Origin of the sequence: Mesorhizobium sp. CCNWLY176, from assembly GCF_037153935.1 — a bacterium.
In the GTDB taxonomy this organism is placed as follows: Bacteria; Pseudomonadota; Alphaproteobacteria; order Rhizobiales; family Rhizobiaceae; genus Mesorhizobium_M; species Mesorhizobium_M zhangyense.
In genome coordinates this window covers 248,151-271,689 of the sequence record NZ_JBBBDZ010000001.1, presented here as the reverse complement: position 1 = coordinate 271,689, position 23,539 = coordinate 248,151, and the positions used below count along the sequence as shown (strand labels likewise).

24 protein-coding genes are annotated in these 23,539 nt (G+C 60.6%); 4 read left to right on the top strand and 20 right to left on the bottom strand.

Annotation, left to right across the window (positions count from 1 at the left end):
• Nucleotides 1-17 precede the first annotated feature (17 nt).
• The 11 genes from WBQ96_RS01240 to WBQ96_RS01190 all read right to left on the bottom strand — a co-directional run bounded on the left by WBQ96_RS01240 (nt 18) and on the right by WBQ96_RS01190 (nt 10,749).
• Nucleotides 18-1,181: an acyl-CoA dehydrogenase family protein gene (locus tag WBQ96_RS01240; protein WP_165117376.1), complete on the bottom strand. Its 1,164-nt coding sequence runs from the start codon at nt 1,179-1,181 to the stop codon at nt 18-20.
• Between the two features lie 46 nt (nt 1,182-1,227).
• Nucleotides 1,228-2,028: an enoyl-CoA hydratase/isomerase family protein gene (locus tag WBQ96_RS01235; RefSeq protein WP_165117378.1), complete on the bottom strand. Its 801-nt coding sequence runs from the start codon at nt 2,026-2,028 to the stop codon at nt 1,228-1,230.
• Nucleotides 2,029-2,099: 71 nt separating this feature from the next.
• Entirely contained in the window at nt 2,100-4,211 is a 2,112-nt protein-coding gene (locus WBQ96_RS01230) for an acetate--CoA ligase family protein (protein WP_165117380.1), read from the bottom strand.
• A gap of 8 nt (nt 4,212-4,219) precedes the next feature.
• Complete coding sequence (locus WBQ96_RS01225) at nt 4,220-5,455, bottom strand: acyl-CoA dehydrogenase family protein (protein ID WP_336546974.1); 1,236 nt, start codon at nt 5,453-5,455, stop codon at nt 4,220-4,222.
• A gap of 1 nt (nt 5,456) precedes the next feature.
• Complete coding sequence (locus WBQ96_RS01220) at nt 5,457-5,879, bottom strand: Zn-ribbon domain-containing OB-fold protein (RefSeq protein WP_336546976.1); 423 nt, start codon at nt 5,877-5,879, stop codon at nt 5,457-5,459.
• Between the two features lie 11 nt (nt 5,880-5,890).
• Nucleotides 5,891-7,057 (bottom strand): acetyl-CoA acetyltransferase, encoded by a 1,167-nt coding sequence (locus tag WBQ96_RS01215; RefSeq protein WP_165117386.1) that lies wholly within the window; start codon nt 7,055-7,057, stop codon nt 5,891-5,893.
• 16 nt (nt 7,058-7,073) lie between these two features.
• Entirely contained in the window at nt 7,074-7,499 is a 426-nt protein-coding gene (locus tag WBQ96_RS01210) for a MaoC family dehydratase (RefSeq protein ID WP_336546979.1), read from the bottom strand.
• Complete coding sequence (locus tag WBQ96_RS01205) at nt 7,496-7,912, bottom strand: hypothetical protein (protein WP_336546981.1); 417 nt, start codon at nt 7,910-7,912, stop codon at nt 7,496-7,498. Before WBQ96_RS01205 ends, WBQ96_RS01210 begins: the two co-directional genes overlap by 4 nt.
• 2 nt (nt 7,913-7,914) lie before the next feature.
• Nucleotides 7,915-8,826, bottom strand: coding sequence for an SDR family oxidoreductase (locus WBQ96_RS01200; RefSeq protein WP_336546983.1), 912 nt, complete (start codon nt 8,824-8,826; stop codon nt 7,915-7,917).
• 77 nt (nt 8,827-8,903) lie between these two features.
• Nucleotides 8,904-9,659 carry an SDR family NAD(P)-dependent oxidoreductase gene (locus tag WBQ96_RS01195; RefSeq protein ID WP_165117394.1) on the bottom strand — a complete coding sequence of 252 codons (756 nt, stop codon included), beginning with the start codon at nt 9,657-9,659 and terminating at the stop codon, nt 8,904-8,906.
• Nucleotides 9,660-9,828: 169 nt separating this feature from the next.
• Nucleotides 9,829-10,749: a DMT family transporter gene (locus WBQ96_RS01190; protein ID WP_165117396.1), complete on the bottom strand. Its 921-nt coding sequence runs from the start codon at nt 10,747-10,749 to the stop codon at nt 9,829-9,831.
• 86 nt (nt 10,750-10,835) lie between these two features.
• Here WBQ96_RS01190 and WBQ96_RS01185 point away from each other — a divergent pair, with 86 nt between their 5' ends.
• Complete coding sequence (locus tag WBQ96_RS01185; RefSeq protein WP_165117398.1) at nt 10,836-11,735, top strand: NmrA family NAD(P)-binding protein; 900 nt, start codon at nt 10,836-10,838, stop codon at nt 11,733-11,735.
• On the opposite strand, the gene WBQ96_RS01180 is transcribed toward WBQ96_RS01185, so the two are convergent.
• A complete protein-coding gene (locus WBQ96_RS01180) occupies nt 11,716-12,852 on the bottom strand; it encodes an acyl-CoA dehydrogenase family protein (RefSeq protein WP_165117400.1) in 1,137 nt (378 codons plus the stop codon). The genes WBQ96_RS01185 and WBQ96_RS01180 overlap by 20 nt on opposite strands.
• Before the next feature lie 140 nt (nt 12,853-12,992).
• On the opposite strand from WBQ96_RS01180, the gene WBQ96_RS01175 reads away from it, so the two are divergent.
• Nucleotides 12,993-13,304 carry an NIPSNAP family protein gene (locus tag WBQ96_RS01175; RefSeq protein WP_205826637.1) on the top strand — a complete coding sequence of 104 codons (312 nt, stop codon included), beginning with the start codon at nt 12,993-12,995 and terminating at the stop codon, nt 13,302-13,304.
• A gap of 17 nt (nt 13,305-13,321) precedes the next feature.
• Here WBQ96_RS01175 and WBQ96_RS01170 read toward each other — a convergent pair whose 3' ends face one another.
• From WBQ96_RS01170 to WBQ96_RS01155, 4 genes are all read right to left on the bottom strand, one after another.
• Nucleotides 13,322-14,545 (bottom strand): CaiB/BaiF CoA transferase family protein, encoded by a 1,224-nt coding sequence (locus tag WBQ96_RS01170; protein ID WP_165117404.1) that lies wholly within the window; start codon nt 14,543-14,545, stop codon nt 13,322-13,324.
• 1 nt (nt 14,546) lies between these two features.
• On the bottom strand, nt 14,547-14,903 hold the full coding sequence (locus WBQ96_RS01165; RefSeq protein WP_165117406.1) for a DUF4286 family protein: 357 nt from the start codon (nt 14,901-14,903) through the stop codon (nt 14,547-14,549).
• A 235-nt stretch (nt 14,904-15,138) separates the two neighbouring features.
• Nucleotides 15,139-15,903 (bottom strand): SDR family NAD(P)-dependent oxidoreductase, encoded by a 765-nt coding sequence (locus tag WBQ96_RS01160; protein WP_165117408.1) that lies wholly within the window; start codon nt 15,901-15,903, stop codon nt 15,139-15,141.
• A gap of 127 nt (nt 15,904-16,030) precedes the next feature.
• Nucleotides 16,031-16,879: a LysR family transcriptional regulator gene (locus WBQ96_RS01155; RefSeq protein ID WP_165117410.1), complete on the bottom strand. Its 849-nt coding sequence runs from the start codon at nt 16,877-16,879 to the stop codon at nt 16,031-16,033.
• Nucleotides 16,880-16,968: 89 nt separating this feature from the next.
• On the opposite strand from WBQ96_RS01155, the gene WBQ96_RS01150 reads away from it, so the two are divergent.
• Entirely contained in the window at nt 16,969-17,973 is a 1,005-nt protein-coding gene (locus WBQ96_RS01150) for a bile acid:sodium symporter family protein (RefSeq protein ID WP_165117412.1), read from the top strand.
• A gap of 7 nt (nt 17,974-17,980) precedes the next feature.
• Here the strand turns inward: WBQ96_RS01150 and gpmI are convergent, their stop codons facing one another.
• The 4 genes from gpmI to ltnD form a co-directional block, all read right to left on the bottom strand.
• The gene (gene gpmI, locus WBQ96_RS01145) at nt 17,981-19,522 is read right to left on the bottom strand and encodes a 2,3-bisphosphoglycerate-independent phosphoglycerate mutase (RefSeq protein ID WP_165117414.1); all 1,542 of its coding nucleotides are present in this window, start codon (nt 19,520-19,522) and stop codon (nt 17,981-17,983) included.
• A 173-nt stretch (nt 19,523-19,695) separates the two neighbouring features.
• Entirely contained in the window at nt 19,696-20,601 is a 906-nt protein-coding gene (locus WBQ96_RS01140; protein ID WP_336546998.1) for an SMP-30/gluconolactonase/LRE family protein, read from the bottom strand.
• A 28-nt stretch (nt 20,602-20,629) separates the two neighbouring features.
• Nucleotides 20,630-21,397, bottom strand: coding sequence for a 2-oxo-tetronate isomerase (gene otnI / locus WBQ96_RS01135; protein ID WP_165117418.1), 768 nt, complete (start codon nt 21,395-21,397; stop codon nt 20,630-20,632).
• A gap of 1 nt (nt 21,398) precedes the next feature.
• On the bottom strand, nt 21,399-22,313 hold the full coding sequence (gene ltnD, locus WBQ96_RS01130) for an L-threonate dehydrogenase (protein ID WP_336547002.1): 915 nt from the start codon (nt 22,311-22,313) through the stop codon (nt 21,399-21,401).
• 215 nt (nt 22,314-22,528) lie between these two features.
• Between ltnD and WBQ96_RS01125 the strand changes: the two genes are divergently transcribed.
• Entirely contained in the window at nt 22,529-23,530 is a 1,002-nt protein-coding gene (locus WBQ96_RS01125) for a LacI family DNA-binding transcriptional regulator (protein ID WP_165117420.1), read from the top strand.
• The last annotated feature ends 9 nt before the right edge of the window (nt 23,531-23,539 follow it).

The following is a 23,539-nucleotide window of genomic DNA, read 5'->3' as shown; positions in this document are numbered from 1 at the left end:
CCTCCTCCCCAGAACCGTCAGGCTTTCGGCAAGCCCATGCGGTTCGCAATGTTGTTCTTCTGGATTGCCGTCGATCCTCCGATGATCGGCATCAGCAGCATGTCGCGAACGTGGCGTTCCATATCGAAGCCGCGCGCATAACCATAAGCACCCATGACCTTCTGGCAGGTCAGCACGATGTCCAAGCCCATCTCGCAGACATACATTTTCGCCATCGAGGTCTCGACGCTGCACGGCAGGTTGTTGTCCGCCAGCCAGCAGCCGCGATAGAGCATCAGGCGCGCAGCAGCCAGCTTGGTCTGCACATCGGCCAGCATGTGGCGGATCGACTGGTGCGAACATATGCGCTTGCCGAACTGGCTGCGCGTCTGCGAGTACTCCCACGCGTCGTCGACCGCTTGCGTGGCAATGCCCAAAGCCATAGCCGCGACCTCCAGTTTCTCGACCTCAAGGGCCGGACCGGCTAGTTTCGGCCAGCCCTGGTTCCACCCTTCCTCGCCACCGACCACGTCCTCAATGCCAATCTCGACATTGTCGAGCGTGACGTCGTTGGTGTTGAGACCACGCGCGCCCATCGCAGGAATGTGCGTGAGCGTTACGCCCTTGGCTGTCGGCGGGATCAGAACCAGCGACAGGTTTTTATAGCGTGCGTCGGGCTCGCCCGAGCGGACCAGAGCGTAGATGTAATCCGCACTCTCGGCCCCCGAACACCAGCGCTTGAAGCCGTTGATGACGACCTTGTCGCCCTTGCGCTCGGCACGTGTCTTGACGCTGGCAAGGTCGGAACCGACATCCGGCTCCGACAGGCCATAGGCAAACAGAAGCTCGCCATTGGCAAGCCTCGGCAATAGCCGTTGCTTCTGCTCCTCGCTGCCCGAGGCCAGGATGTTCATCGATCCGTAGCAGGAATTCATGAGATAGAGCGTCGCGATCACCATCGACCGCCGCGACAGCTCCTCGACCGTCACCATGGTGGCAAGGATATCGCGTCCGGTTCCGCCATACTCTTCCGGTATAGTCATGCCGCATACGCCAAGCTCGGTGATGTGCTGCATGAGCGCGCGCGGAACCTTGTCCTCCTCGTCCCACTTCGCCATCATTTCGCGTGGCGCATGACGTTCGAGCATACGCCGGATGCTTTCGCGCAACATCGTTACATGATCGGGTTCACCGAAATCCATTGCGTGCTCCTCCCGTGTACGAACCGAACCTCCCCGTCCGGTTCACTCAGAGACCATTGAATTTCGGCTTCCGCTTTTCAGAAAAAGCGTTGATCGCCTCGAGGTGATCCTGACTGCGATTGGTCAGCGCTTCATAGGCCATGCAGGTGTCCATCATGCTGTGGGCAAGCTGCTTCAGGCCGATATTGATCGCCGTCTTGGTGTATTTGATCGACTTCATCGCACCCGAGCCTATCTTTTTTGCGAAGGCATCGACGCGCGCATCCAGTTCGTCAGCTGGAACGGCATAGTTGATCAGCCCCATCGCCGCCGCGTCCTTGGCATTGATGAGATCACCGGTGAGCAGATATTCCTTGGCCCGCGCATAGCCGATCGCCTGCGGCCATATCACCGCACCGCCATCGCCTGCCGCCAGACCAACCCTGACATGCGGGTCGCCGATGCGAGCATGATCGGCAGCAAAGATGATGTCGCAGAACAAGGCCATCGTCGCGCCGAGGCCGACCGCATCGCCGTTCATCTTGCAGATGATAACCTTCTCGCAATCGAGAATGCCGAACACCACCTTCTTCGCCTCGTTGATCGAGCGATCGAACATTTCGGTGTCTTCGTACATCTTCTTCATGCCGACGATGTCACCGCCGGCGGAAAAGGCCTTGCCCGCACCGGTAAAGATGACGACGTCGATGGAATGATCCATTCCGAGATCGTAGAAGATGCGCGAAGATTCCTCGTGCATTTCGGCGGTCATGGCGTTCAATGCCTCCGGCCGGTTCATCGTCACCGTCATGGTGCGGCCGTCCTGCTCGAAGATGAAAAACTTGTAGCCAGAATAATCGACGGCCATTGAATCCTCCCGATTGACCAAGGGGCTCGCACCCCGAAATTTCATTTTCTAACGCTAGTTCGAAAGTTATCTCAATTCAAGTCCCGTCTTGGCACGACGAGCGCGTCGAGTGCGACGACTCCTTCGCCGACAGCCAGCACGACGACGGGATTGAGATCGATCGTCTCGATGTCATCGTGATGCGCGGCGGCAAATTCTGAAATCCGAACGAGCACATCGGCAAGGGCATCGACATCGGCAGGAGCCGACCCGCGTACGCCGGACAGCAGCGCCCGTCCGCGTATCGAATCGATCATGCGAACAGCTTCCGCGCGGCCAAACGGGGCAAGCCGAAAGACCACGTCCTTCAGCACCTCGACATGAACACCGCCTATGCCGAACATCACCACTGGGCCGAATACCGGATCACGGGATACGCCGATGATCGTTTCCACGCCCTTCCGCGCCATAGGCGCAATCAGCACGCCCTCTATCCGGGCGTCGGGCCGATGTTCGGCCGCACGTGCCATCAGCGTCTCGAAGCCGGCTTCCACGCCTGCCCGGTCTGCGACGCCGACCATGACCCCGCCGATCTCGGTTTTGTGCTCGATATCCGGCGAGACGATCTTCAATACCACCGGGTAGCCGATGGCATCTGCGTCCGCGCCGGCCTGCGCCGCAGAAGCTGCGACCCGCTCGTCAAGGAAGGGAATTCCCGCAGCGCCCAACAGCGCCTTGGCCGCACTTTCGGAAAGCGCTTCCGTACCTATCGACGCGGCGGGCTGGATACTCGGAGCATCATCGGACCTGTCGAAAGCTGCCGAAAACCCGACCAAAGCGGCGAGTGCCGCCACGGCGCGGTCGGAATCTTCGAACACCAGAAAACCGCTCGCTTCATAGGCAGCCACTACCTCAGGATCGCCGATCATCGACAATGCGATGAGGCGATCGGGAAAGCGCGAGCATCCCTTTGCGATTGCGTCCCGCAGCGGCCCGGACAGCGTCCTCGTATTCGGAACGGAGCTGAAGAAGCCTATCACTGCGTCATAGCCGCCTTCATCGAGGATGACCTCGATATTGCGGGCGAGCAGGTTCATGTCATTCAACGCCTGCGCCGTGGTATCGACCGGATTTTCAACGGACGCGAAGGGCAGCAGGTCCTTCAGCTTCTTTTGCGCGGTGGCCGGCATCGGCGCGACGTCCAGCCCATACCGCTCGGCAGCATCCGAGATCAGGACGCCGGCACCACCGGAAAGCGTGACCACGCCGAGCTTGTTCGACTTTGGAAACACCCCGCGCGCGCAGGCATAGGCAACGTCGATCTGTTCTTCCGTCGTGGTGGCACGGTGAACGCCATATTGCGCAAACACCGCATCGTAGATCGCGTCCGCCCCGGCCAGCGATGCCGTATGCGAAGATGCTGCCTTCGCCCCGATTTCGGAGCGCCCGACCTTCATCATCACGACCGGCTTGCGGTTCCGGCGGGCGAGCTCAAGCGCATTGCGGAAACGCGGACCGTCCCGAACGCCTTCGACATAGGCCATGATCACCTTGATGTCGGGTTGCACCGCCATCCATTCGAGGCTCTCGGCCACATCGATGTCGGCCTCGTTGCCGGTGGTGATCCAGTAGTTGATGCCGATGCCGCGCTTGCGGGCGAGATAGGCGATATGCGAGCCATAGGCGCCGCTCTGGCTGATGATGCCGAGCGGCCCCGGCCCCGGCATCTCCCGGTCGAGCGACTGCGTGAACGTGCCGAAGAAACCGATCTGTGGGTTGAAGATGCCAAGGCAATTGGGTCCCAGCAGACGCAGGCCGCCGGCGCGCGCGATATCGGCGATGCGTTTCTGGACTTCCAGACCCTCTTCGCCGCTTTCCGCATAGCCGGCCGAGAAGATGACAGCACCCTTTATGCCCTTGGCTATGCAATCGCGCACTGCCTGTTCCGTGAGACTGGCGGGCACCGCGAGCAAAGCCACGTCGGGCACGGCAGGCACGTCGGCCAGCGACTTGTAGGCTTTGACGCCCTGCACGGTTTCACGATTGGGATTGACCGGAAAGATGCCGCCCTTGAAACCGCCTTCCAGCAGATACCTTAGGGGCCTGCCGGAAATGCGCGTCGGATCGTCCGAGGCACCCAGTATGGCAACCGACGATGGACGAAACAGGGCATCGAGGCCCGCGGACGGTGTAACGTGCTTCATGTCGTTCCTCAGAAATTCACGCCCGCGCTCAGCAGATCGCGCGCGATGGTGCGACGCTGGATTTCGCTGGTGCCGTCGGGAATGCGCATCGAACGCGCAAATCTGTAGCCTGCTTCCAGCCTGAGCTCATTGGTCAGACCCATGCCGCCATGCACCTGCATGCAGCGGTCGAAAACACGGTTTGCCGCTTCGGTGCAGTGCAGCTTTACCATCGAGGTCTCGGCAAGGGCGCGCTGGCCGCGTTCGAGCTTGATGGCGCAATCCATCAGCATGGTCTCGGCGGCGTAAAGATCGGCGGCACTGTCGGCCAAAAGGATCTGCACCGCCTGGTGCTCGCCGATCGGCTGGCCAAAGGTCTTGCGAACCTTGGCGTATTCGACCGACTGAACCAGCGCCCAGCGGGCAAGGCCGATGCATGTCGCCGAGAGCCCCAGCCGACCATTGTTGACGCCGCGCAGCGCCACTTTCAGGCCCTGATCGACATCGCCGAGGCGATGGCTGTCCGGCACACGCATGCCGTCGAAGGCCAGGATGCCGATCTCCGCGCCCAGCTGTCCCATGATCGGGATGGTCGAGACGACCGAGAATCCAGCCCACGACGTATCGACGAAAAACCCAGTGATCCCACCTTTGCGGGCAGCGGCGAGTTCCGGATCGGTGACTGCAAAGATCATCGCATAGTCGGCATAAGGTCCGTTGGTGATCCACTGCTTCGAGCCGGTGATCACCCATTCGTCGCCGTCGCGGACGGCCCGCGTCTTCATCGCGAAAACGTCCGACCCCGCATCCGGCTCGCTGAGGCCGAAGCAAAGTGTCTTGTCGCCGCTTGCCAGTTGCGGCAGGTATTTTTCGCGCAACGGCTCAACGAGATTGGTCAGCACCGGCGACAGGCCATTGGTGAAAGGCGACGGGATCACCACCGGATGGATCAACGGGCGAGCTGGACCACAATGCGCCGAAAGAACGCCGTTGAGATAGACCGACGCCACCGGACCGAGCCCGCCGCCGCCGATCTCTTCCGGGCCGAACATCGTGTAAAAGCCCTGTTCGGCCGAAAGCATGCGCACCTTGCGCTTCAGCGCCTCCACCTCGGGCGTGAAGCGCCCCGCTTCGTCATAGATCGTCCGGTCGCTGGAAAGCAGCGCACGATTGGCGTTTTCGATGGGAACGACATCCTGCTCGACGAAGCGAATGAGACTTTCGCCGATCTGAAGGATATGTTCGGGAACATGAGTGGTGTTCATGTCAGTCCTTGTCGAGCGTGAATTTTGGCAAGGTCAGCTCCGGCGTGACGTCATCGAAGCTGACGGTCACGCGGTCGCCGATCCGCACCTGCTCGACATCCTTGGTGACGATATTGGTCAGCATGCGCGGCCCCTCATCAAGGGCGATCATGGCGATCACATAAGGAACGTCGGCGGCAAACACCGGGCCAGCAGGCTTGCGCGCGATGGTGTACGAATAGACTTCTCCTTTGCCGCTGACATCGGTCCATTCGAGATCGTCCGAATGGCAATGCGGGCATAGCTCGCGCGGATAGAAATGATGCTGGCCGCAAGCCCGGCATTTCGGCATCGACAGCCGATGCGCGCGCGCCGCATCCCAGAACGGCTTGGTGCCGGGATCGATGACGGGCTGCGGCTTTTCATATGTTGCGGTATCGCCCATGACGCATCCCCTCAGTTGTTCGCCAGGATAACGGTGGCGCCGGACGACAGCGTGCCTCCGGTGCCGTGAACGAGCGCGGTCTGGACATTATCAACCTGCCGGTCCCCCGCCTCGCCGCGCAGCTGCCGCACCGCCTCGACCAGCAGGAAGATGCCGTACATGCCCGGATGGCAATAAGATAGGCCGCCGCCATTGGTGTTGAGCGGGAACGCCCCTCCGGGTGCTGTCCGCTGGCCCGAGACGAATGCGCCGCCCTCTCCCGGCTTGCAGAAGCCGAGCGCTTCCAGCGTCATCAGAACCGTGATGGTGAAGCTGTCGTAGCACTCGACCAGGTCAATCGCGTCGTGGCTGACGCCGGCCATGTCAAAGGCGCGCTTGCTCGCCATTTCGGCAGCGGTCAGCCGCGCGAGATCCGGCATGGCCCCGATGGACCAATGCGTATGCGCCTCGCCATAACCGCGGATGTGGATCGGCCTGCTGCCATGGGCCTTTGCGTTCTCCGCCGTCGTCATGACGATGGCGCCGGCGCCATCGGTCACCAGACAGCAGTCGAGGAGCTTCAGCGGATCGGAAATCCTGGTCGATGCCATGACGTCATCGATGCTGATCGGATCGCGCATGGTCGCATCCGGATTGAGGCTGGCCCATTTCCGCGTCGCAACCGCGATCTCGGCCAATTGTTCTTCCGTGGTGCCGAATTCATGCATGTGGCGGCGCGCGGCCATCGCATAGCCGCCGACTGGCTGCGGGATGCCCCAGACATTCTCGAACTGCATGGTCAGGACAGGCGGACGGCCGCCCAGCGTTCGGCTACGTTCGCTTTTCTGCGTCGAGCCGTAGACGATGAGTGCTACGTCGCAATAGCCCTTTTCGATGGCCATTGCGGCATGCGCGACATGAGCCTCGAACGCCGACCCGCCGATGTTGGTGGTGTCTGCAAAGCGCGGGAATATGCCGAGATATTCACCGAGCGTGACGGATGGCAGCTGGCCCGGTCCCGGTACACCCCAAAGCCCCGCAACCAGCAACCCGTCGACATCGCGCATGGGGATGCCGGCATTGTCGAGAGCCGCCTTTGCCGCCCGCGCCTGCACCTGCAGGACAGACCCGCCGCCGACCACTTTTCCGTCCTTGAGCGGGACGTCGCCGACCCCCACGATCACCGCTTCACGCGCCATGACTGTTCTTCTCCACTTACTCTATCGGCTGTATTGCGTGGCCGGCGAGAATCTGCCGCACGCCCGCGCTGCATTGAAGCTTGATCCGCGCGCACCGCCTGCCGTCTCGTTCGACAATGTCTTCCACGGTCCCTGATACTTCGACGGTGTCGCCCGTATAGACCGGACCGACGAAAGCGACATCGATTTCGCCGGTTTCGTCGAATGCGCCTGCCGTCCACTCATTCAGCATCTGCGAGACGAAAGCGAGCGTCATCAGACCATGGGCGATCGTCCGGCCGAATGGGCCGGCAGCCGCAAATTCCGGATCGACATGGATGGGATTGAAATCTCCCGACGCTTCCGCATAGGCATTGATCATCCTCTGCGTCACGTGCCGCACCAATACCGGCGACGCTTCGCCAGGCGCGGAAAATTGGCGGGTCGAAAGGCTGGCGCTCATTGATCCTTCCCCCAGATGGAGGTTATCCGGCCGCTCGTGACCAGGGTGCCATCACTGCCTCGCGCCTCGAAATCAGCGACCATGTAAGGGCGCTCCTTGCGCATATATTTTTCGACCACGCACCCCCGCATGACCAACGTCTCGCCAACTGTGATTGCCCGGTGAAAACGGATGGCCTGCTTGGCATGAATGCCTCCGGGAGGACTGCGGCGCGCCATCAGAAGATCGATCAGATAGACCGAAGCGATCATCGACGGAGCGCGCCGTGTTTCTCCCGCGTCATAGAGCGCATCCTCATTGCCCGTGGCTGCGAGAAAACCATCCACGACCTTTTCGCTCACGGTGAAGCTCAGCGGTGCTTCCGGAAAGATGTCACCGACAGCGATTTCGTCATAACGGCGATATTCGGACATCGTCAGACCGGGGTCCAGGAAAACACGTCGCGCGACATATCAAGCGATATAAAGGACGGCTTCAATGTCGGCAGCATGTGGTCGCGAAGCGTTTCAGGCGTCCACCCTTCAGAACGGTGAACGGAGCGCAGCGGGCGAGGCTGGCTCATCAGGAATATCTCATTGCCGCGCACGGCAAAAATCTGGCCGTTGACCTCTCTGGCCGCATCGCTACCCAGGAACACCGCCACCGGGGCGATCTTGTCCGGCGTCAGCATGCGCAGGCCGTTCAGACGTTCCTCCTGGTCGGGCGTGTTGGGTATCGAGCCGACCATCCGGCTCCACGCAAAGGGCGAAATGCAGTTGGATCGCACGTTGAAGCGGGCCATATCCAGCGCGATCGACTTGGAAAGCCCGATGATGCCCATCTTGGCTGCCGAGTAATTCGCCTGCCCCGGATTGCCGACAAGACCGGAAGTCGAGGTCATGTGGACGAAGCAGCCCGACTCCTGCTTGCGGAAATGTTCGGCAGCCGCGCGGCTGACATTGAAGCTGCCATACAGATGAACCTTGATGACGGAATCCCAGTCCTCGTCCGTCATCTTATGGAAGATGATATCGCGCAGGATGCCGGCATTGTTGACGACGATGTCGATCTTGCCGAAGGTTTCGACGGCGCGGTTTACCATGGCGCGCGCGTCCTCGACCTCGGAGACGGAGCCGAAGTCGGCGACGGCCTCGCCGCCCGAAGCCTTGATGTCGCGCACGACCTCACGGGCGGGAACATCGGTCTCATCATTGCCCTGAAGCGAAACGCCGGGATCGTTGACGACGATCTTTGCACCGTGTGCCGCCATCATCAGAGCCATTTCGCGCCCGATGCCCCTGCCTGCACCGGTGATCAGCGCCACCTTGTTCTCGAGCATTCCAGCCATAGGCCCACCACCTCTTAGATATGTTGAATTCTAACTTTTGTTCGGTTTTTTCGCAGGCGAAAGCAGCATTACCGCCCTCAAACCATCCATCGGCCGCCGTCGACCACGACCGACTGTCCGGTCATGTAGCGGGCGTCATCGCTTGCCAGGAAAGCGGCGGCGGCGGCGATGTCTTCCGGTTCGGCAAAGAAGCCGAGGGGGATCGAGTCGCGAATTTTCTTCAGAATTTCTTCGGAAATACGGTCGATGACGCGGGTCTTGGTGACGCCGGGACAAACCGCGTTGACGTTCACCTTGAACGGCGCAAGCTCACGCGCAAGCGACCGGGTGAAACCGATCACGCCCATCTTGGCGGCCGCATATTCGCTGATGCCGATCTCGCCTGCCAGGCCGGCATTGGAGGCGACGTTGACGATCTTGCCCTTGCCGGCCTCGCGCATCACAGGAACGACCTGGCGCGAGGCAATCAGCGTGGACATGAGCGTCACGTCGATGACGAAGCGCCACACTTCAGGGCTCGACTTGTAGAACTCGGAGGCACGCTCACGCGCGCTCTGCCCGACATTGTTCATCAGGACGTCGACAAAACCGAAGCGGTCGTAAATCTTCTTGAACGCATCGACGATCACGGTTTCGCTGGTGCAGTCGCCGGCAATCGTCATGACTTCTGCGCCGCCTTTCCTGGCTTCCTCCGCGACCGTTTCAAGGCCATCGGCCTCAAGGTCGAGGATCGCGAGATTGGCGCCTTCCGATGCGAAACGCAGTGCTGACGCGCGACCGATGCCGTTTGCAGCGCCGGTAACGACGGCCAGCTTTCCTTCAAGACGACGCATTTCCGCTCCTCCCTTATCCATCGGAACGGCTGCGGGTCGCCTTCCGATGAAGCCGTTGACGGCTTGTCATTGTCTCATCCGGCAGGGCCGGATTTCATCCTCGTCAAAAACCTAACACTTGTTCGAAAGCGTCGCAAGCCGCGAAATTGTCATTGTCCGGTTTTCCTCGTCACGGATGCAAAAGCCGTTCCGGACGGGCCAAGCGCCTGATCGTGGAGATGGCAACGCCAGCCAGCACCACGATGACGCCGAGGGCCGATTGTGCGGTCATGGGTTCGCCGAGGAAGACGGTTCCGCACAGCACCGCGATGACCGGCACGAGATAGTTGTTATAGGAAGTGAAGGTCGCCCCGGCGCGCGGCACCAACGCAAACAGCATGAGGCTGGATAGCGCGGTGTTGAGCAGGCCGAGCACCAGCACCGCTCCTGTCACCCCGATCGAAGGCCAGGCCGGCGGTATTCCATCGACGATCAGCGCGGTGGGAATCATCCAGAGCGCCGCTGCCGTCAGCGATCCAACCGTGACCGTCAGCGGGTGGTGGTGACGGACGATCGCCATGACAAACAGAGCGGAAGAAAACACCAGCGCTGCGCCGACAGCGGCAATTGCGCCGCGCGCACTTTCGCTCGCATGGAGAAGCGCGTCGGGGCCGAACAAAAGGACGATCCCCACCAGGCCGACCAGAATCCCGGCTATGTTGCGCGGCTTGGGACGGTCACCGCCAAAGACGGCGAGCATCGCCGTAATCAAAGGAACGAGGGCCAAGGTTGTGGCGGTAACCGAGGAATTCACATGCGACACCGATATCGCGATCAGCGAAAGCGGCGCCGCGTTCGACATCAGCCCCACCAGAGCAAAGGCAGCCAGGTCTCGCCATGCGAGGCGTTTGAATGAACGCCTGAAGGCCACGATCAAAAGGAGAGCGATCGCGGCAACGAAACAGCGACAGGCGATGAGCGTGAACGGCTGCAACGTCCCGACAGCAATCTTCGTGAACATATAGGAGGTGCCCCAGGTCAGGCTGACGCCTGCGAGCAAGGCGTATTCGACCGGTCCCGGCATTGCCGAGCCTGCTTTACCGCTGGACATAAGTTGCGTTCCTCCACTAAAAACGAACATCTGTTAGAATTTTACTGCGGTCAAGCACGCACAGGCCACGCTTCGGGGAGGAAGACATGACGAGACGGATATTGGTCACCGGTGCGACCGGCACTGTCGGTGGAGCCGTGATCGACCTGCTTGCCGGCGCATCCGGTTTAAAAGAGATCCAGCCGCTGGGGGCAGCCAGAAGCGAAGACAGCGCAGAGCGCCTGCGCAAGCGCGGGCTGATGCCCGTGCATTTCGATTATGATTCACCCGACACGCTGCGTCCGGCTCTGAAGGGCGTCGATGCGCTATTTCTGGCTACCGGCTATTCGGTCGACATGCTGGTTCATTCCAAGCGTCTTCTGGATGCGGCGAAAGCCGAAGGTGTGCGCCATATCGTGCATCTTGGAGCACTCGCGGAAGAAGATACGCCTCACGCGCACTTCGCCTGGCACCAGATGGTCGAGCGCGTGATCGAAGCGATGGGATTTTCCTACACCCACCTGCGCCCGAATTTCTTCATCGACACAGTCTGGGCAGGGTTCCGCCAACGCCCCGACCGCGTCGTGCATTTTGTCGGTGACCGGAAAGTATCGTGGATCTCGTCCGACGACATGGCCGCAGTCGCCGTCGAGGCGCTCTTGCATCCCGAACGCCATGCAGGCGCGACCTACCCGCTTGCGGTCGAGGCCCTGAGCTTCGGCGAGATCGCCGAAGTGCTTTCCGAAATTACGGAAACGCCGGTCGCCTACAGGCCTCGCCCCGCCTCCGACCTGCTGCCGATCACATTGAAGCAAGGCATGGAGCAAACTTATGCAGCCAGCCTCTCCGAGGGCGTGACGGCAATCGAGGCCGGCAGGATGCCGATCTCCGGCGCCGTCTACGATACGGTCCAGACCGTGACCGGGCGCCAGCCGATCGGCTGGCGGGCGTTCGCCGAGAAGCGGAAGGGCGAACTCACTTCGGCCGCTACAGCGTCCGCCCGATGAGTTCCTTCATGATCTCGTTGGTACCTGCGTAAATCCGCTGCACGCGCGCGTCGGCGAAGGCGCGCGTGATCGGATATTCCCACATGAAGCCGTAGCCGCCGTGAAGTTGCAGGCAGGCGTCCAGCACCTTCCCCTGCATCTCGCTGGTCCATAGCTTGACCATGGCTGCGGTGGTCGTGTCGAGCTTGCCTTCCAGCACCAGTTCGAGACAACGATCGAGGAAGATGCGGCCGACCTGCACTTCGGTCTTCATCTCCGCAAGCTTGAAGCGCGAATTCTGGAAGTCGATGACCGCCTTACCGAAGGCCTTGCGGTTCCTCGTATAGTCTATCGTCCAGTCGAGTGCGGCCTCGCAGCAGGAAACAGCCTGGATGCCGACATGCATGCGCTCCCATGCCAGCTCGCGCATCATGTAGCCGAAGCCCTTGCCTTCCTCGCCTATCAGATTGGAAACGGGAACGCGCACCTCGTTGAAGAACAGCTCGGACGTGTCCTGCGCCTTGGTGCCCAGCTTCTTCAGCCGGCGGCCACGCTGAAACCCCGGACGATCTGCCTCGACGACGATCAGGCTGATGCCCTTGGCGCCTTCCGTACGATCCGTCTTGCAGGCAACCAGGAAAATATCCGCGGTCTGGCCGTTGGTGATGAAGGTCTTTTGACCGGTAATGACATAGTCGTCGCCATCCCTGACCGCGCTGGTGCGGATGGCTTGAAGATCGGAACCACCCCCGGGTTCTGTCATCGCAATGCCGGCGATGTAGTCGCCGCTCGCCATTTTCGGCAACCAGCGCAGCTTCTGCTCGGGCGTTCCATAGTGATCGAAATAGGGGGCGACGATGTCGGAATGCAGGGCAAACCCAAGCCCCGTGAGGTTCAGCCGCGCCTGCTCTTCCATCAGGATGATGGAGTATCGGCGGTCTGCGCCCACCCCGCCCCATTCTTCCGGGATCGCCGCACAGAGAAAACCTTGCTCGCCGGCCTTCTTCCAGGCCCAGCGCGGCACTTCGCCGTTTTCTTCCCACTCTTCGTGGTGCGGCGCCAGTTCGCGCTCCATGAAGCGGCGAACCTGCTCGCGAAACATCTCATGTTCGGACGAGAACAATGTCCGTTCAATCATACTCTTTCTCCTCCCGGCCTGCGCCTGAGCGCCGAACATATAACAGGAAATGCCAAAAGCCAGATAATTTTCTAACATATGTTTGAAAATAAAATGCCATTGGTTTAAGCATGGATCGACACGAACAGGGAGGTTCAACCGTGATCATCGAGAAGCGCACCTATACGTTTCATCCGGGCAAGGTTCAGGAGTTCCTGGCCTTGTACGAGGCCGAAGGGCTGGCGCTGCACACGAAATATCTGCCGATGATCGGATACTTCGTCTCCGACATCGGCACGCTCAACCAGGTCGTTACCATGTGGGGCTACAAGAGCATGGCCGAGCGCGACGAACTTCGGGCACAGCTTTACGCTGACCCCGCCTGGATCGCCTTCGGGCCGAAGACGACGCCCTTCATCCAGAAAATGGAGACGATGATCCTGAAGCCGACGAGCTTCTCGCCGATCCGCTGAAGGATCGTACGAGGCTGTCAGGCCACCACCTTTCGCGCTCTGAGATCGGCGATCTCGGCACTGCCCAGCCCCAGTCCGGACAGCATTGCGTCCGTGTCCTCACCAGTCAGCGGGGCGCGACGCGCAACCCCGCCCGGCGTCGCGGTCATGCGGATCGGGGTGGAGGCGATGGTTACCGGCGTGGCCGAGCCGGGATGCTCGACTTCCGCCAGCATCCCGCGTGCCAGGACGTGCGGATCGGCATAGATGTCGGCTGCAGTGTTGACCGGACCAAACGGCACCTTTCCGTCGAGCGCTGTCGAAATTTCGGCTTTGGTGTGGTTGCGCGTCCACTCTTCGACAATGGCGACGGTCTCGGTGGAATGGGCCAGGCGGTCATTGTTGGTCAGGAAACGCGGGTCTGTTGCGAGTTCGGGCCGGCCGATAATGGCGACCAGTTCGCGCCAGAACGAATCTCTCGGACAGCCCACCGTCACCTGCCCATCCTTTGCAGGAAAGGTCCCGAACGGGCACAAAATGGGATGCTGATTGCCTTCGGGAACCGGCGATTTTCCGGTGTAGGAGTATTGATAGACAATGCGCTCGCACATGGCGAGTACGCCATCATACATCGCGACATCGACGAACTGCCCCTGCCCGCTCTGGCGCGCATGGTGGACCGCCGCCATGATGCCAAAGGCCGCAAGGGTCGCCGGGAAGATATCGCCGACGCCGGGACCGATCTTCATCGGCGTCGCCGAGTCCGGACCCGTTATGCCCATTGCGCCGCCCATCGCCTGCGCAACGACGTCAAAGGCCGGACGGTCCGTATAGGGGCTGGCGCCGGTGCGCGGATCGCCGAAGCCGCGGATCGCGGCATAGACGAGCCGAGGATTTTCCGCGGCGAGGCTCTCGTAGCCGATACCCAGCCGATCCATGACGCCGGCGCGAAAATTCTCCACGACAATGTCCGCGTCGGCTGCCAGCCGGCGAAACAACGCCTTGCCTTCTTCAGACTTCAGGTCGAGTGCGACGCTCTTTTTGTTGCGGTTCGTGCTCTGGAAGTAAGCGCCGAAATGGTGCGCTTCATCGTCTGCGCGAAACGGACCGAACTGGCGCGTCGGATCGCCATCGATCGGCTCGATCTTGATCACATCGGCGCCCTGGTCCGCCAGCAGCATGGTGCAGTAGGGCCCAGCCAGCATCTGCGTCAGGTCGACGACTTTCAAACCCGCCAGCGCGCCCTTGACGAACCCGGCCATGTCAAAGCACCTCGACCGCCGAAGAACCCTCAACCCGCTCTGTGACCGGCTCGTAGATCCACACCATCCGTTCCGGCGAAAGCGCAGGTGAGAGCGGCATCGCCTCCGTGCCACTCGCCTGCTTGAGCGCGGCCAGCGTCTTCGACAGATCGTCTATCTCGATCTCATAGACGGCCATGTATTTCCACTCGAACGGACCCGGCCGATGCTGGACATCTGAAAGTGCAAAACGCTGAGCCGCATTCACTCCCGGCAGCTTCAGAACGTCGCCGAGATGAACATTGGTGTACCAATCATTGAATTCATCTTCCCGTCCCGGAAGCGGGTTGGTGAGCGCGATCAGATTGTATTTCGGCATGGCATTCCTCCCGGCAGATCGTTTTCGATCTCGACAAAATCTAACGAATGTTCGAAAATAAGACAAGCACAAGTTTTATGCCGCGTCGCCGGTTAGGAGTGTTGAGATTCAGATCAGGACGAGTCGAAAATGGTGGTTTTCGAGAACCGGAGCGGAGTGGACATTTGGTCCATGAGCACCGGAAGCGCAGAAAAGTGTCATTTGCAGGCCGTCATGATTTGAATATCAACACTCCCTAGCGCGCAGTGTAGCCCCCATCGACAAGCATGTCGGCACCGGTCATGAAGCTCGACCGCTTCGAGCAAAGAAACCAGATCGCGTCAGCTATATCGGCGGGCTTTCCCATTCGCCCTATCGGGTGGAGAGGAAGCAGATAGTCCTGGGCCGCCTCTTCCGAACCAAACAATTCGAGCAGCCGGTCAGTGGCAATCCCTCCCGGTGAGACCGAGTTCACCCTTATACCCTGTTCTGCAACATCGAGCGCCAAGCTTCGCGTAAAGGCGAGCATCGCGCCCTTTGTCGTCGAATAAGCGACACGGCCCGGCGACCCGACATGCGCGAAGGTCGACGAAAGATTGACGATCCTGCCCCCGTATCCCATCAAAGGCAGCACGGAACGCGTGACGCAGAATGCCCCGGTGAGGTTCACGGACAAGGTTCTGTTCCACTCATCCAGGCCGAGTTCAGTGATGGGCGCAGCGCGCGTCACGGCAGCGGCATTATTGATCAGAACGTCGACTTTCCCGCCAAACGTTCCGACAACATCCTCGACCGCCTGAAGGTCGGTAATATCGCAATCGTGCCGCAAGAGACCGGCCTTTCGAATTACATCGGAATGCGAAATATCCAAAGAATGAACGATCGCGCCCTCGGCCAGGAACATTTTCACGACTTCCAGGCCGATGCCGCGGCCGCCACCTGTGACTAAGCAAACCTGTTCAGAAAACTCGCCCACAACGGCCCCTCCACGATACGGACACTGCGGCTCATCATAAGCCATATTATTCTAACAAATGTTAGATAAATTTCCTGGCACAGGTTTCGGTTTGATCGAGCCGGCAGAGATTCATGCCCGATTTTGCGAAGACGCCCGTCTGGGCGAAGGCCACCCATTATCGCGCAACGGCTTAACGCAGGCCTCTCACCTTGATCAGAATATCTTCTGAAAGAGCCGAGACGAGGGCCCGATCGGCACCCTTGCTCGGAATGAGGACGAACTCCACATCTTCCAGCTGTGGCAGATGCTCGAAAGATATCTCCTTCAGGCCCAAGGGAGACATGCTCTGCGGCTGCACCAGAACCCCCATGCCGGCGCGGGCTGCGGCCGTCAGCCCGCTGAGGCTTCCGCATGTGCACACGATACGCCATGGCATGCGGTGCCGCTCCAGCACCTCCAGCGAGATGCTCCGCGTGACGCTCGGTGCGGGGAAGGCGATCAGCGGCAAGGTCGCAAGCGACAGGACACGGCCCGGGTCGCGGGCAAGCCAGACAAGCGGCTCCCGATAGACGAGCCGGCCGCGGGTGTCGCCGAGCCGGCGCTTTGCCAGCACAAGGTCGAGTTCGCCATTGTCCTGCATCTGGTAGAGCGCACCGCTGAGCGCGACGGTGAGTTCAAGATCAACGGAAGAGTGAGACTGGACGAAGTCCTCCAGCACCGCCGGCAGGCGGCTAGTCACGAAGTCTTCCGACACGCCGAGCCTCAAGGTGCCGCGCAGCTTCTGCGCCGTAAAGAGCGCCTGCACCTGCCCCTCTATCGACAGCATGGTCCTGGCGTGACCGAGCAGGGCTTCGCCGTCGGGCGTCAGCACCACCTTGTGCGTATCCCGCGCCAGCAGTTGCCTGCCGATCGCCGTCTCCAGCTTGCGGATGTGCTGGCTGACGGTGGATTGCCCGAGCCCCAGCCTCTCTGCCGCGAAGGTGAAGCTTCCCATCTGCTGGACGGTGACGAAGCTGCGAAGTTGGGCAAGGTCGAGCATGGATATCCCAATTTGCGATAACTGTTATTCCTTGTATCCCATTTTGCGATAGGCGAAAAGACGCCCATCGCAGCCTTTGAGGACATGTCATGCGCCGCTTTCTGCCGGATACTTTTCTGATCCTGCTCCTGTGCACCGTCGGGCTCGCCTCGGTTGCACCGGCAAGCGGCCAGTTCGCAGCATGGTTTTCGATCGCGACCAACCTGGCCATAGCGCTTCTTTTCTTCCTTCATGGCGCCAGGCTCTCGCGGGATGTGGTTGTTGCCGGCCTGCTGCATTGGCGCCTGCATCTCGTCATTCTCCTGACGACCTTCGGCCTGTTTCCTTTGCTGGGCCTGGCGCTCGGCTATCTGCCCTCCTCGATCCTGCCGCAGCCGCTTTACTTTGGCATTCTGTTTCTCTGCGTTCTGCCATCGACGGTGCAATCCTCGATCGCATTTACTTCGATGGCCGGCGGCAATGTCCCGGCAGCTATCTGCTCTGCATCGGCTTCCAACATCTTCGGCATGTTCCTGACACCGCTACTTGTCGGCCTGCTCTTCTCCTTCGGCGGACATGGCGGGTTCTCATGGGATGCGGTGAGCCAGATCCTGGTGCAACTGCTCCTGCCCTTTGTGCTCGGTCAGATTCTGGAACCGAAGATCGGCAACTGGATACGCTCAAAAAAGAAGCTGCTGATGCCAGTGGATCGTGGCTCTATCCTGATGGTCGTCTATCTCGCCTTCAGCACGGCAGTGGTCGAGGGGCTGTGGCACATGTTCTCGCTGCGAGACATCGCCGTGGTCGTTGTCGCCGACATGGTGCTGCTCGGCCTAGTGCTTCTGTGCACGACCTATGGCAGCAGGCTCCTCGGCTTCAACAAGGCGGACCAGATCACGATCACCTTCTGTGGCTCGAAAAAGAGCCTGGCCAGTGGCGTGCCGATGGCGAATGTCATCTTTGCCGGCCAGGGCGTAGGCGCGATCGTTCTGCCGCTGATGCTCTTCCATCAGATACAGCTCATGGCCTGCGCCATGATCGCCCAGAAATACGCCAAGGCCGCGCACCGATCCGCCCTGCTGCCGCAAGCCGAGCCGGCGACCGCAACGGTTTAGAGACCGATCACCGCGTCTCAGTGGCAACCGGGAAAAGCGGCCCGCCAGTCATCTTCTCGGGCTGTTCTATTCCCATCAGTGCGAGAATGGTCGGCGCGACGTCGGCAAGGATGCCTTCGTTCAAACGCGACACGTCGCTCCGGCCGAACAGAATGACGGGGACCGGATTGAGCGTGTGGGCCGTGTGGGGCGCGCCGTTTTCCGGATCGATCATCGTTTCGCAATTGCCGTGGTCAGCGATGGCCAGCAGGAATCCGCCCGCGCGCTCGACACTCTGGCAAATCACACCCAGAGCGGCGTCCACGGTCTCCACTGCCGTTATGGCCGCTTCGAGGCTGCCGGTGTGCCCAACCATGTCCGGATTGGCGAAGTTCACGACGATGAAGTCGTATTCGCCGCCGTCTATCGCCGCCACTACCTTTTCGGTGAGTTCCGGCGCGGACATCGACGGTTGCAGATCGTAGGTAGCGACCTTGGGCGACGGCACCATCAGGCGCTCCTCACCGGCATGAGGCGTCTCGCGCCCGCCGTTGAGGAAATAGGTGACATGCGGATACTTTTCCGTCTCCGCCATATGAAGCTGACTTCGGCCTGCCTTGGCGATCGTCTCGCTCAATCCGTCATCGAGCGATTGAGGCAGAAAAAGTGTGCGCATCACCGCATTGAGTTCAGTTCCATAGGACGCCATGCCGATTGCCATCGCGATACCGGGCTGCTTGTTCTTGCCCTGGAAGCCGCACGAGTCGGGGATGAGAAGTGCTGACAGGGTTTCACGAACCCGGTCGGACCGAAAATTGGCGCACAGGATCGCGTCCCCTTCGCCAAGGCCGGCATAATCGCCGATGACACTCGGCAGTATGAACTCGTCCGTTTCGCCACGCTGAGCGGCTATCTCGACTGCCTGCTGGGGGGAAGAAGCAGCGACGCCCTCACCGTCGACGATTGCCGCGTATGCGAGTGAAATTCGTTCCCAGCGATTGTCGCGGTCCATGGCGTAAAATCGGCCGCTGACGGTCGCAATCGAGGCATCTGCGGGAAGAGCCTCGGCGAGTTGCCGAAGGAAGTCACCTGCCTGTCCCGGCTGCGTGTCACGTCCGTCCGTCCAGGCGTGTATGACTGAACGTATTCCGAGACTGGAAAGTGCTCGGGCGAGTGCCGCGACATGACCCTGATGCGAGTGAACGCCGCCCGGGGAAACAAGCCCAAGGATATGGCAGGAGCCGCCCGTCCGTGCCAGGACTTCCGGCAGGCCAGTTTCGGCTATGAGTTTGCGCAAGGTGCCGTCCGCTACTGCGGCGTCGATGCGAGGCAGATCCTGCATCACGATACGCCCGGCACCGATGTTCAGGTGGCCGACCTCGGAATTGCCCATCTGCCCTTCCGGCAGGCCGACGGCAGGGCCATGCGTCGTCAGGAAAGAATGTGGATGACGTGACCACAAACCATCGAAATTTGGGGTCCTGGCTTGCAAGACGGCGTTGCCGTGCACTTCCTCGCGCCAGCCCCACCCGTCCATGATCATGAGAACAGTCGGTTTTTTGTTGGTCAATGTCTGTCTCTGCTGTTTGAAGCTTTCAATCCACGCCATGCGCAATACCCACCGCAACTGCGGTTGTCATCCATAAATGGGCCGGTGCGCCTCAACGAGCCTGTGTGATGACCGGCTGGCGCCACTGCGCGGCTTCATAAACGGGCTGGCACATCGAAACACTTCGGCCGGTTTCAGGCTGCCTCGCTCTCGTGGGGTGAAGTCGTGTTGAGATAAACGGCAAACAGCGTCCGTGTGGCGCAGATATAGAGCCTGTTGAAATTCGGGCCACCAAAACAGACATTGGCGACCGCTTCGGGAAGTTTGATCTTGCCGAGCAATGTGCCGTCCGCCGATAGGCAGTGCACGCCATCGCCGGCGCTGGTCCAGATATTTCCGTCGCGATCGACGCGGAAGCCGTCGTAAATCCCGATTTCACATTCGCGAAGAAGGCGACGATTGGTCAGCGACCGGCCCTCGACGACTTCGAATGCCAGGAGCTGGCCGGGCCTCGCTCCGCTATCGGCGATATACAGTACGCGCTCGTCGCGTGAAAAACACAGGCCATTTGGCTGCACGAAACCGTCGGCCACAAGACTGATCGACCCGTCGGCGTCGATCCGGTAGACATTGCTGCTGCCGATTTCGCTTTCGCTGCGACTTCCTTCGTATTCCGTCGCGATCCCATATGTCGGATCGGTGAACCAGATCGCGCCATCCCGGCCGACGACGACGTCGTTCGGCGAGTTCAGCCGCTTGCCATCGAAACGATCGGCGATCACCGTGATATCGCCGCTATGCTCGGTTCGTGTTACCCGGCGCATAAGATGTTCGCAGGAAACCACGCGGCCCTGAGCATCGAGCGTGTGCCCGTTGGAGAAATTCGAGGGCGACTGGAAAACCGAGATGTAATCGTCGCACTCGTTGTAGCGCATTACGCGATTGTTCGGAATGTCCGAGAAAAGCAGATGGCGCGATGCCGGAACATAAACGGGACCTTCCAGCCACCGGCCACCCGAGAAAAGGGTATCGACGTGCACATTCGACAGGATCAGGCGTTCGAAACGAGGATCGAATACCTCGAACCAAGCTGTGTACATATGCCCTCCTCCCCGGACAGTTCCCTGGCTAGGTTTTGTTCAGCCAGGTTAGTCCCGCGACCGTATCGCCCAGAGGACGATATTCACAGCCGACATATCCGCCGTAACCGAGCCTGTCGATCTCCGCGAAGATCATAGCATCGTTCAACTCACCCGTTCCCGGCTCATGCCGCAGAGGAACCGAGGCTATCTGGATGTGAGCAATGACCTGCATCATCTGGCCAAGACTCGTCAAGACATCGCCATGGATGATCTGGCGATGGTAAATGTCATACTGCAGTTTGACATTACGAGGACCAAACTCGTCGATCAGCGCGACAGCGCTATTGAAATCGTTGAGGAAATAGCCCGGCATATCGCGGCCGTTGATCGGTTCGATCACCAGGCCGATACCCTTTTCCGCAGTCTTCTCAGCGGCGAATGACAGAGCGTAGCGGTAGCTGGCCGCGGCGGCAGGGTCACGCGGATCGGCAAGCCCGGACATCATGTGCAACAGCGGCGTACCGATGATCGTGGCATAGTGCACCGCTTTGGCGACCGCCTCGCGAAACTCGTCACGCCGTTCCGGCAAGGCCGCAAGACCGCGCTCGCCCTTGGACCAGTCGCCAGCGGGCATGTTGAACAGTGCCTGACTGAGGCCGGCATTCGTCAGTTTTTCAGCAACCACCTCCGCGGGGAAATCGTAGGGAAAGAGATACTCTACCGCCTCGAAACCGGCGTCCGCCGCCGCCTGGAAGCGATCGAGAAAATCATGCTCGGTAAACATCATCGAGAGGTTTGCGGCAAAACGCGGCATATCAGTCTTCCTCGTCCATACCCGGCAATTTGAGCCCGGTAATCTGCGCCAGCAGGCGGGCGACCGACGAGTCATCGTCACCCCCCATGCCGGCTGCTTCAGTCATCACGAAAAGCTGCAGGGCGGCGCTGGCGATGGGCAGCGGAAACTTCAGCTTGCGCCCGATATCCGAAACGATGCCGAGATCCTTTGTGAAGATCGATACGGCGCTGTGCGGCGTATAGTCCCCCGCAATGACGTGCGGGACGCGGTTTTCGAACATCCAGCTATTGCCGGCCGATTTGGTGATCACCTCGTAGACCCGCGAGATGTCGAGGTCCAGGCTCCTGGCAAAGGTGATGGCCTCGCAGGCCGCCGCGATATGCACGCCGGCCAGCAGCTGGTTGACGATCTTGAAGGAGGAGCCGATGCCCACGGCATCCCCGAGTTCATAGACCGTACCGGCCATGGCATCGAGCGCCGGGCGGGCAGCGGCGAAGGTTTCGACGGGGCCGGAGGCCATGACCGTGAGCTCGCCAGCCTCGGCCTTGACCGAACCACCGCTGATCGGCGCATCGAGATAGAGCAGGCCCTTGTCTGCCGCGCGGGCGGCGAAGCCTTTCGCCTCCGCCGGCGCGACGGTCGCAGAGGAAATGATGACGGCGCCGGGCTTCATGGCGGCGACAGCACCTTTCTCACCGAAAAGCACGGTTTCCGTCTGGGCAGCGTTCACCACCACGACGACGACGATGTCAGCACCTTCGACAGCGGCGGCGGGGGTGGAGAAAGGTTTGCCGCCGCTCGCCTCGAAGCTCTCCCGTGCCTGTTCGCTGATATCGCAGCCGGCGACGCTGTGACCGGCACGGATAAGCGAGCGGGCCATGCCGAGGCCCATGGAACCGAGGCCAATGACGGCGATATGAGTTTGACCGGGCATTGGCGGTTCCTTTTGAATCTGTGGATCAGCAAGCACTAACAGTATTATCAGGCCGAAGACGATCTGCCTGAAGGCAAACCCAAAACGCTATCTCAGCGCTAACACAAAAATTGTAATCACAGCTCTGGCCTTCTTCAAGTGAAATATGTTAGCGCTGAGATATCAAAAATCCGAGGCGAGCGAAGAGCCCGCGCAAGACAGGGAGGAGCGCCGCAATGCAATATGAGATGCCGACGCTCACCCATGTCGCGCGGCTTGCCGGCGTCAGCGAAAACACGGTTTCGCGCGTCATCCGCAACAAGGGTCCGATTGCCGATGCGACCCGCGACCGTGTGGTTCTGGCCATCGAAAAGCTCGGCTATGTGCCGAATCGGGCGGCGGGATCGCTCGCCTCCTCCGGCTCCCTGCTGATCGGCGTACTGCTGCCGTCCCTGTCGAACATCGTTTATCCCGAGGTGTTGCAGGGTATCTATGCGGCGCTGGCTGCGACATCCTACCAGCCGATGATCGGCGTCACGGACTACGACCCGGTCAAGGAACAGAGCATCCTTTCATCACTGCTTGCCTGGCAACCGGCGGCGATCATCACGACTGGCTTTGACCACACCGACGCCACGCGCCGGATGCTGGATAACAGCCGCGTGCGCGTGGCCGAACTCATGGATATCGATGCCGAGCCGATCGATATTGCCGTCGGCCTTTCCCATCACCAGGCGGGCTATGCCGTCGGCCGGCATTTGATCGCGCGAGGCTATCGGCGTTTCGGCTATGTCGGCCACGACTGGATCGCCGACCGGCGCGCGCGCATGCGGTATGACGGTCTTGTTCAGGCGCTCGCCGAAACAGGCATGACCCTGGAAGGGGAACAGTGCTTCGATGGACCGAGCTCGACCATGGCCGGGCGCGACACGCTCGCAATTCTGCTTGAGCGCCTGCCGGGTCTTGATGCCGTGGTTTTTTCCAATGACGACATGGCGGTCGGCGGCTTTTTCCACTGCCTGGTCGCGGGCATTGCCGTTCGAGAGCGGCTGGCCCTGTTCGGTTTCAACGGTCTCGATATTGGCCAGGTTCTGCCCTTGCCGCTTTCGACCGTCCGTTCGAACCGCTTTCTGATCGGCAAGATAGCGGTGGAGAAGCTGTTGGAGAGCCCTGAACGGGCCCTCGACAAACTGGTGGTCGATACCGGCTACGACATCGTCGAAGGCGCAACTGCCTGAGCCAATCCC

Bases quoted from the DNA above. Each gene is read 5' to 3' on its own strand.
- WBQ96_RS01240 (WP_165117376.1), bottom strand. From the start codon at position 1,181: ATGGATTTCGGTGAACCCGATCATGTAACGATGTTGCGCGAAAGCATC.
- WBQ96_RS01235 (WP_165117378.1), bottom strand. From the start codon at position 2,028: ATGGCCGTCGATTATTCTGGCTACAAGTTTTTCATCTTCGAGCAGGAC.
- WBQ96_RS01230 (WP_165117380.1), bottom strand. From the start codon at position 4,211: ATGAAGCACGTTACACCGTCCGCGGGCCTCGATGCCCTGTTTCGTCCA.
- WBQ96_RS01225 (WP_336546974.1), bottom strand. From the start codon at position 5,455: ATGAACACCACTCATGTTCCCGAACATATCCTTCAGATCGGCGAAAGT.
- WBQ96_RS01220 (WP_336546976.1), bottom strand. From the start codon at position 5,879: ATGGGCGATACCGCAACATATGAAAAGCCGCAGCCCGTCATCGATCCC.
- WBQ96_RS01215 (WP_165117386.1), bottom strand. From the start codon at position 7,057: ATGGCGCGTGAAGCGGTGATCGTGGGGGTCGGCGACGTCCCGCTCAAG.
- WBQ96_RS01210 (WP_336546979.1), bottom strand. From the start codon at position 7,499: ATGAGCGCCAGCCTTTCGACCCGCCAATTTTCCGCGCCTGGCGAAGCG.
- WBQ96_RS01205 (WP_336546981.1), bottom strand. From the start codon at position 7,912: ATGTCCGAATATCGCCGTTATGACGAAATCGCTGTCGGTGACATCTTT.
- WBQ96_RS01200 (WP_336546983.1), bottom strand. From the start codon at position 8,826: ATGGCTGGAATGCTCGAGAACAAGGTGGCGCTGATCACCGGTGCAGGC.
- WBQ96_RS01195 (WP_165117394.1), bottom strand. From the start codon at position 9,659: ATGCGTCGTCTTGAAGGAAAGCTGGCCGTCGTTACCGGCGCTGCAAAC.
- WBQ96_RS01190 (WP_165117396.1), bottom strand. From the start codon at position 10,749: ATGTCCAGCGGTAAAGCAGGCTCGGCAATGCCGGGACCGGTCGAATAC.
- WBQ96_RS01185 (WP_165117398.1), top strand. From the start codon at position 10,836: ATGACGAGACGGATATTGGTCACCGGTGCGACCGGCACTGTCGGTGGA.
- WBQ96_RS01180 (WP_165117400.1), bottom strand. From the start codon at position 12,852: ATGATTGAACGGACATTGTTCTCGTCCGAACATGAGATGTTTCGCGAG.
- WBQ96_RS01170 (WP_165117404.1), bottom strand. From the start codon at position 14,545: ATGGCCGGGTTCGTCAAGGGCGCGCTGGCGGGTTTGAAAGTCGTCGAC.
- WBQ96_RS01165 (WP_165117406.1), bottom strand. From the start codon at position 14,903: ATGCCGAAATACAATCTGATCGCGCTCACCAACCCGCTTCCGGGACGG.
- WBQ96_RS01160 (WP_165117408.1), bottom strand. From the start codon at position 15,903: ATGGCTTATGATGAGCCGCAGTGTCCGTATCGTGGAGGGGCCGTTGTG.
- WBQ96_RS01155 (WP_165117410.1), bottom strand. From the start codon at position 16,879: ATGCTCGACCTTGCCCAACTTCGCAGCTTCGTCACCGTCCAGCAGATG.
- WBQ96_RS01150 (WP_165117412.1), top strand. From the start codon at position 16,969: ATGCGCCGCTTTCTGCCGGATACTTTTCTGATCCTGCTCCTGTGCACC.
- WBQ96_RS01140 (WP_336546998.1), bottom strand. From the start codon at position 20,601: ATGTACACAGCTTGGTTCGAGGTATTCGATCCTCGTTTCGAACGCCTG.
- otnI (WP_165117418.1), bottom strand. From the start codon at position 21,397: ATGCCGCGTTTTGCCGCAAACCTCTCGATGATGTTTACCGAGCATGAT.
- ltnD (WP_336547002.1), bottom strand. From the start codon at position 22,313: ATGCCCGGTCAAACTCATATCGCCGTCATTGGCCTCGGTTCCATGGGC.
- WBQ96_RS01125 (WP_165117420.1), top strand. From the start codon at position 22,529: ATGCAATATGAGATGCCGACGCTCACCCATGTCGCGCGGCTTGCCGGC.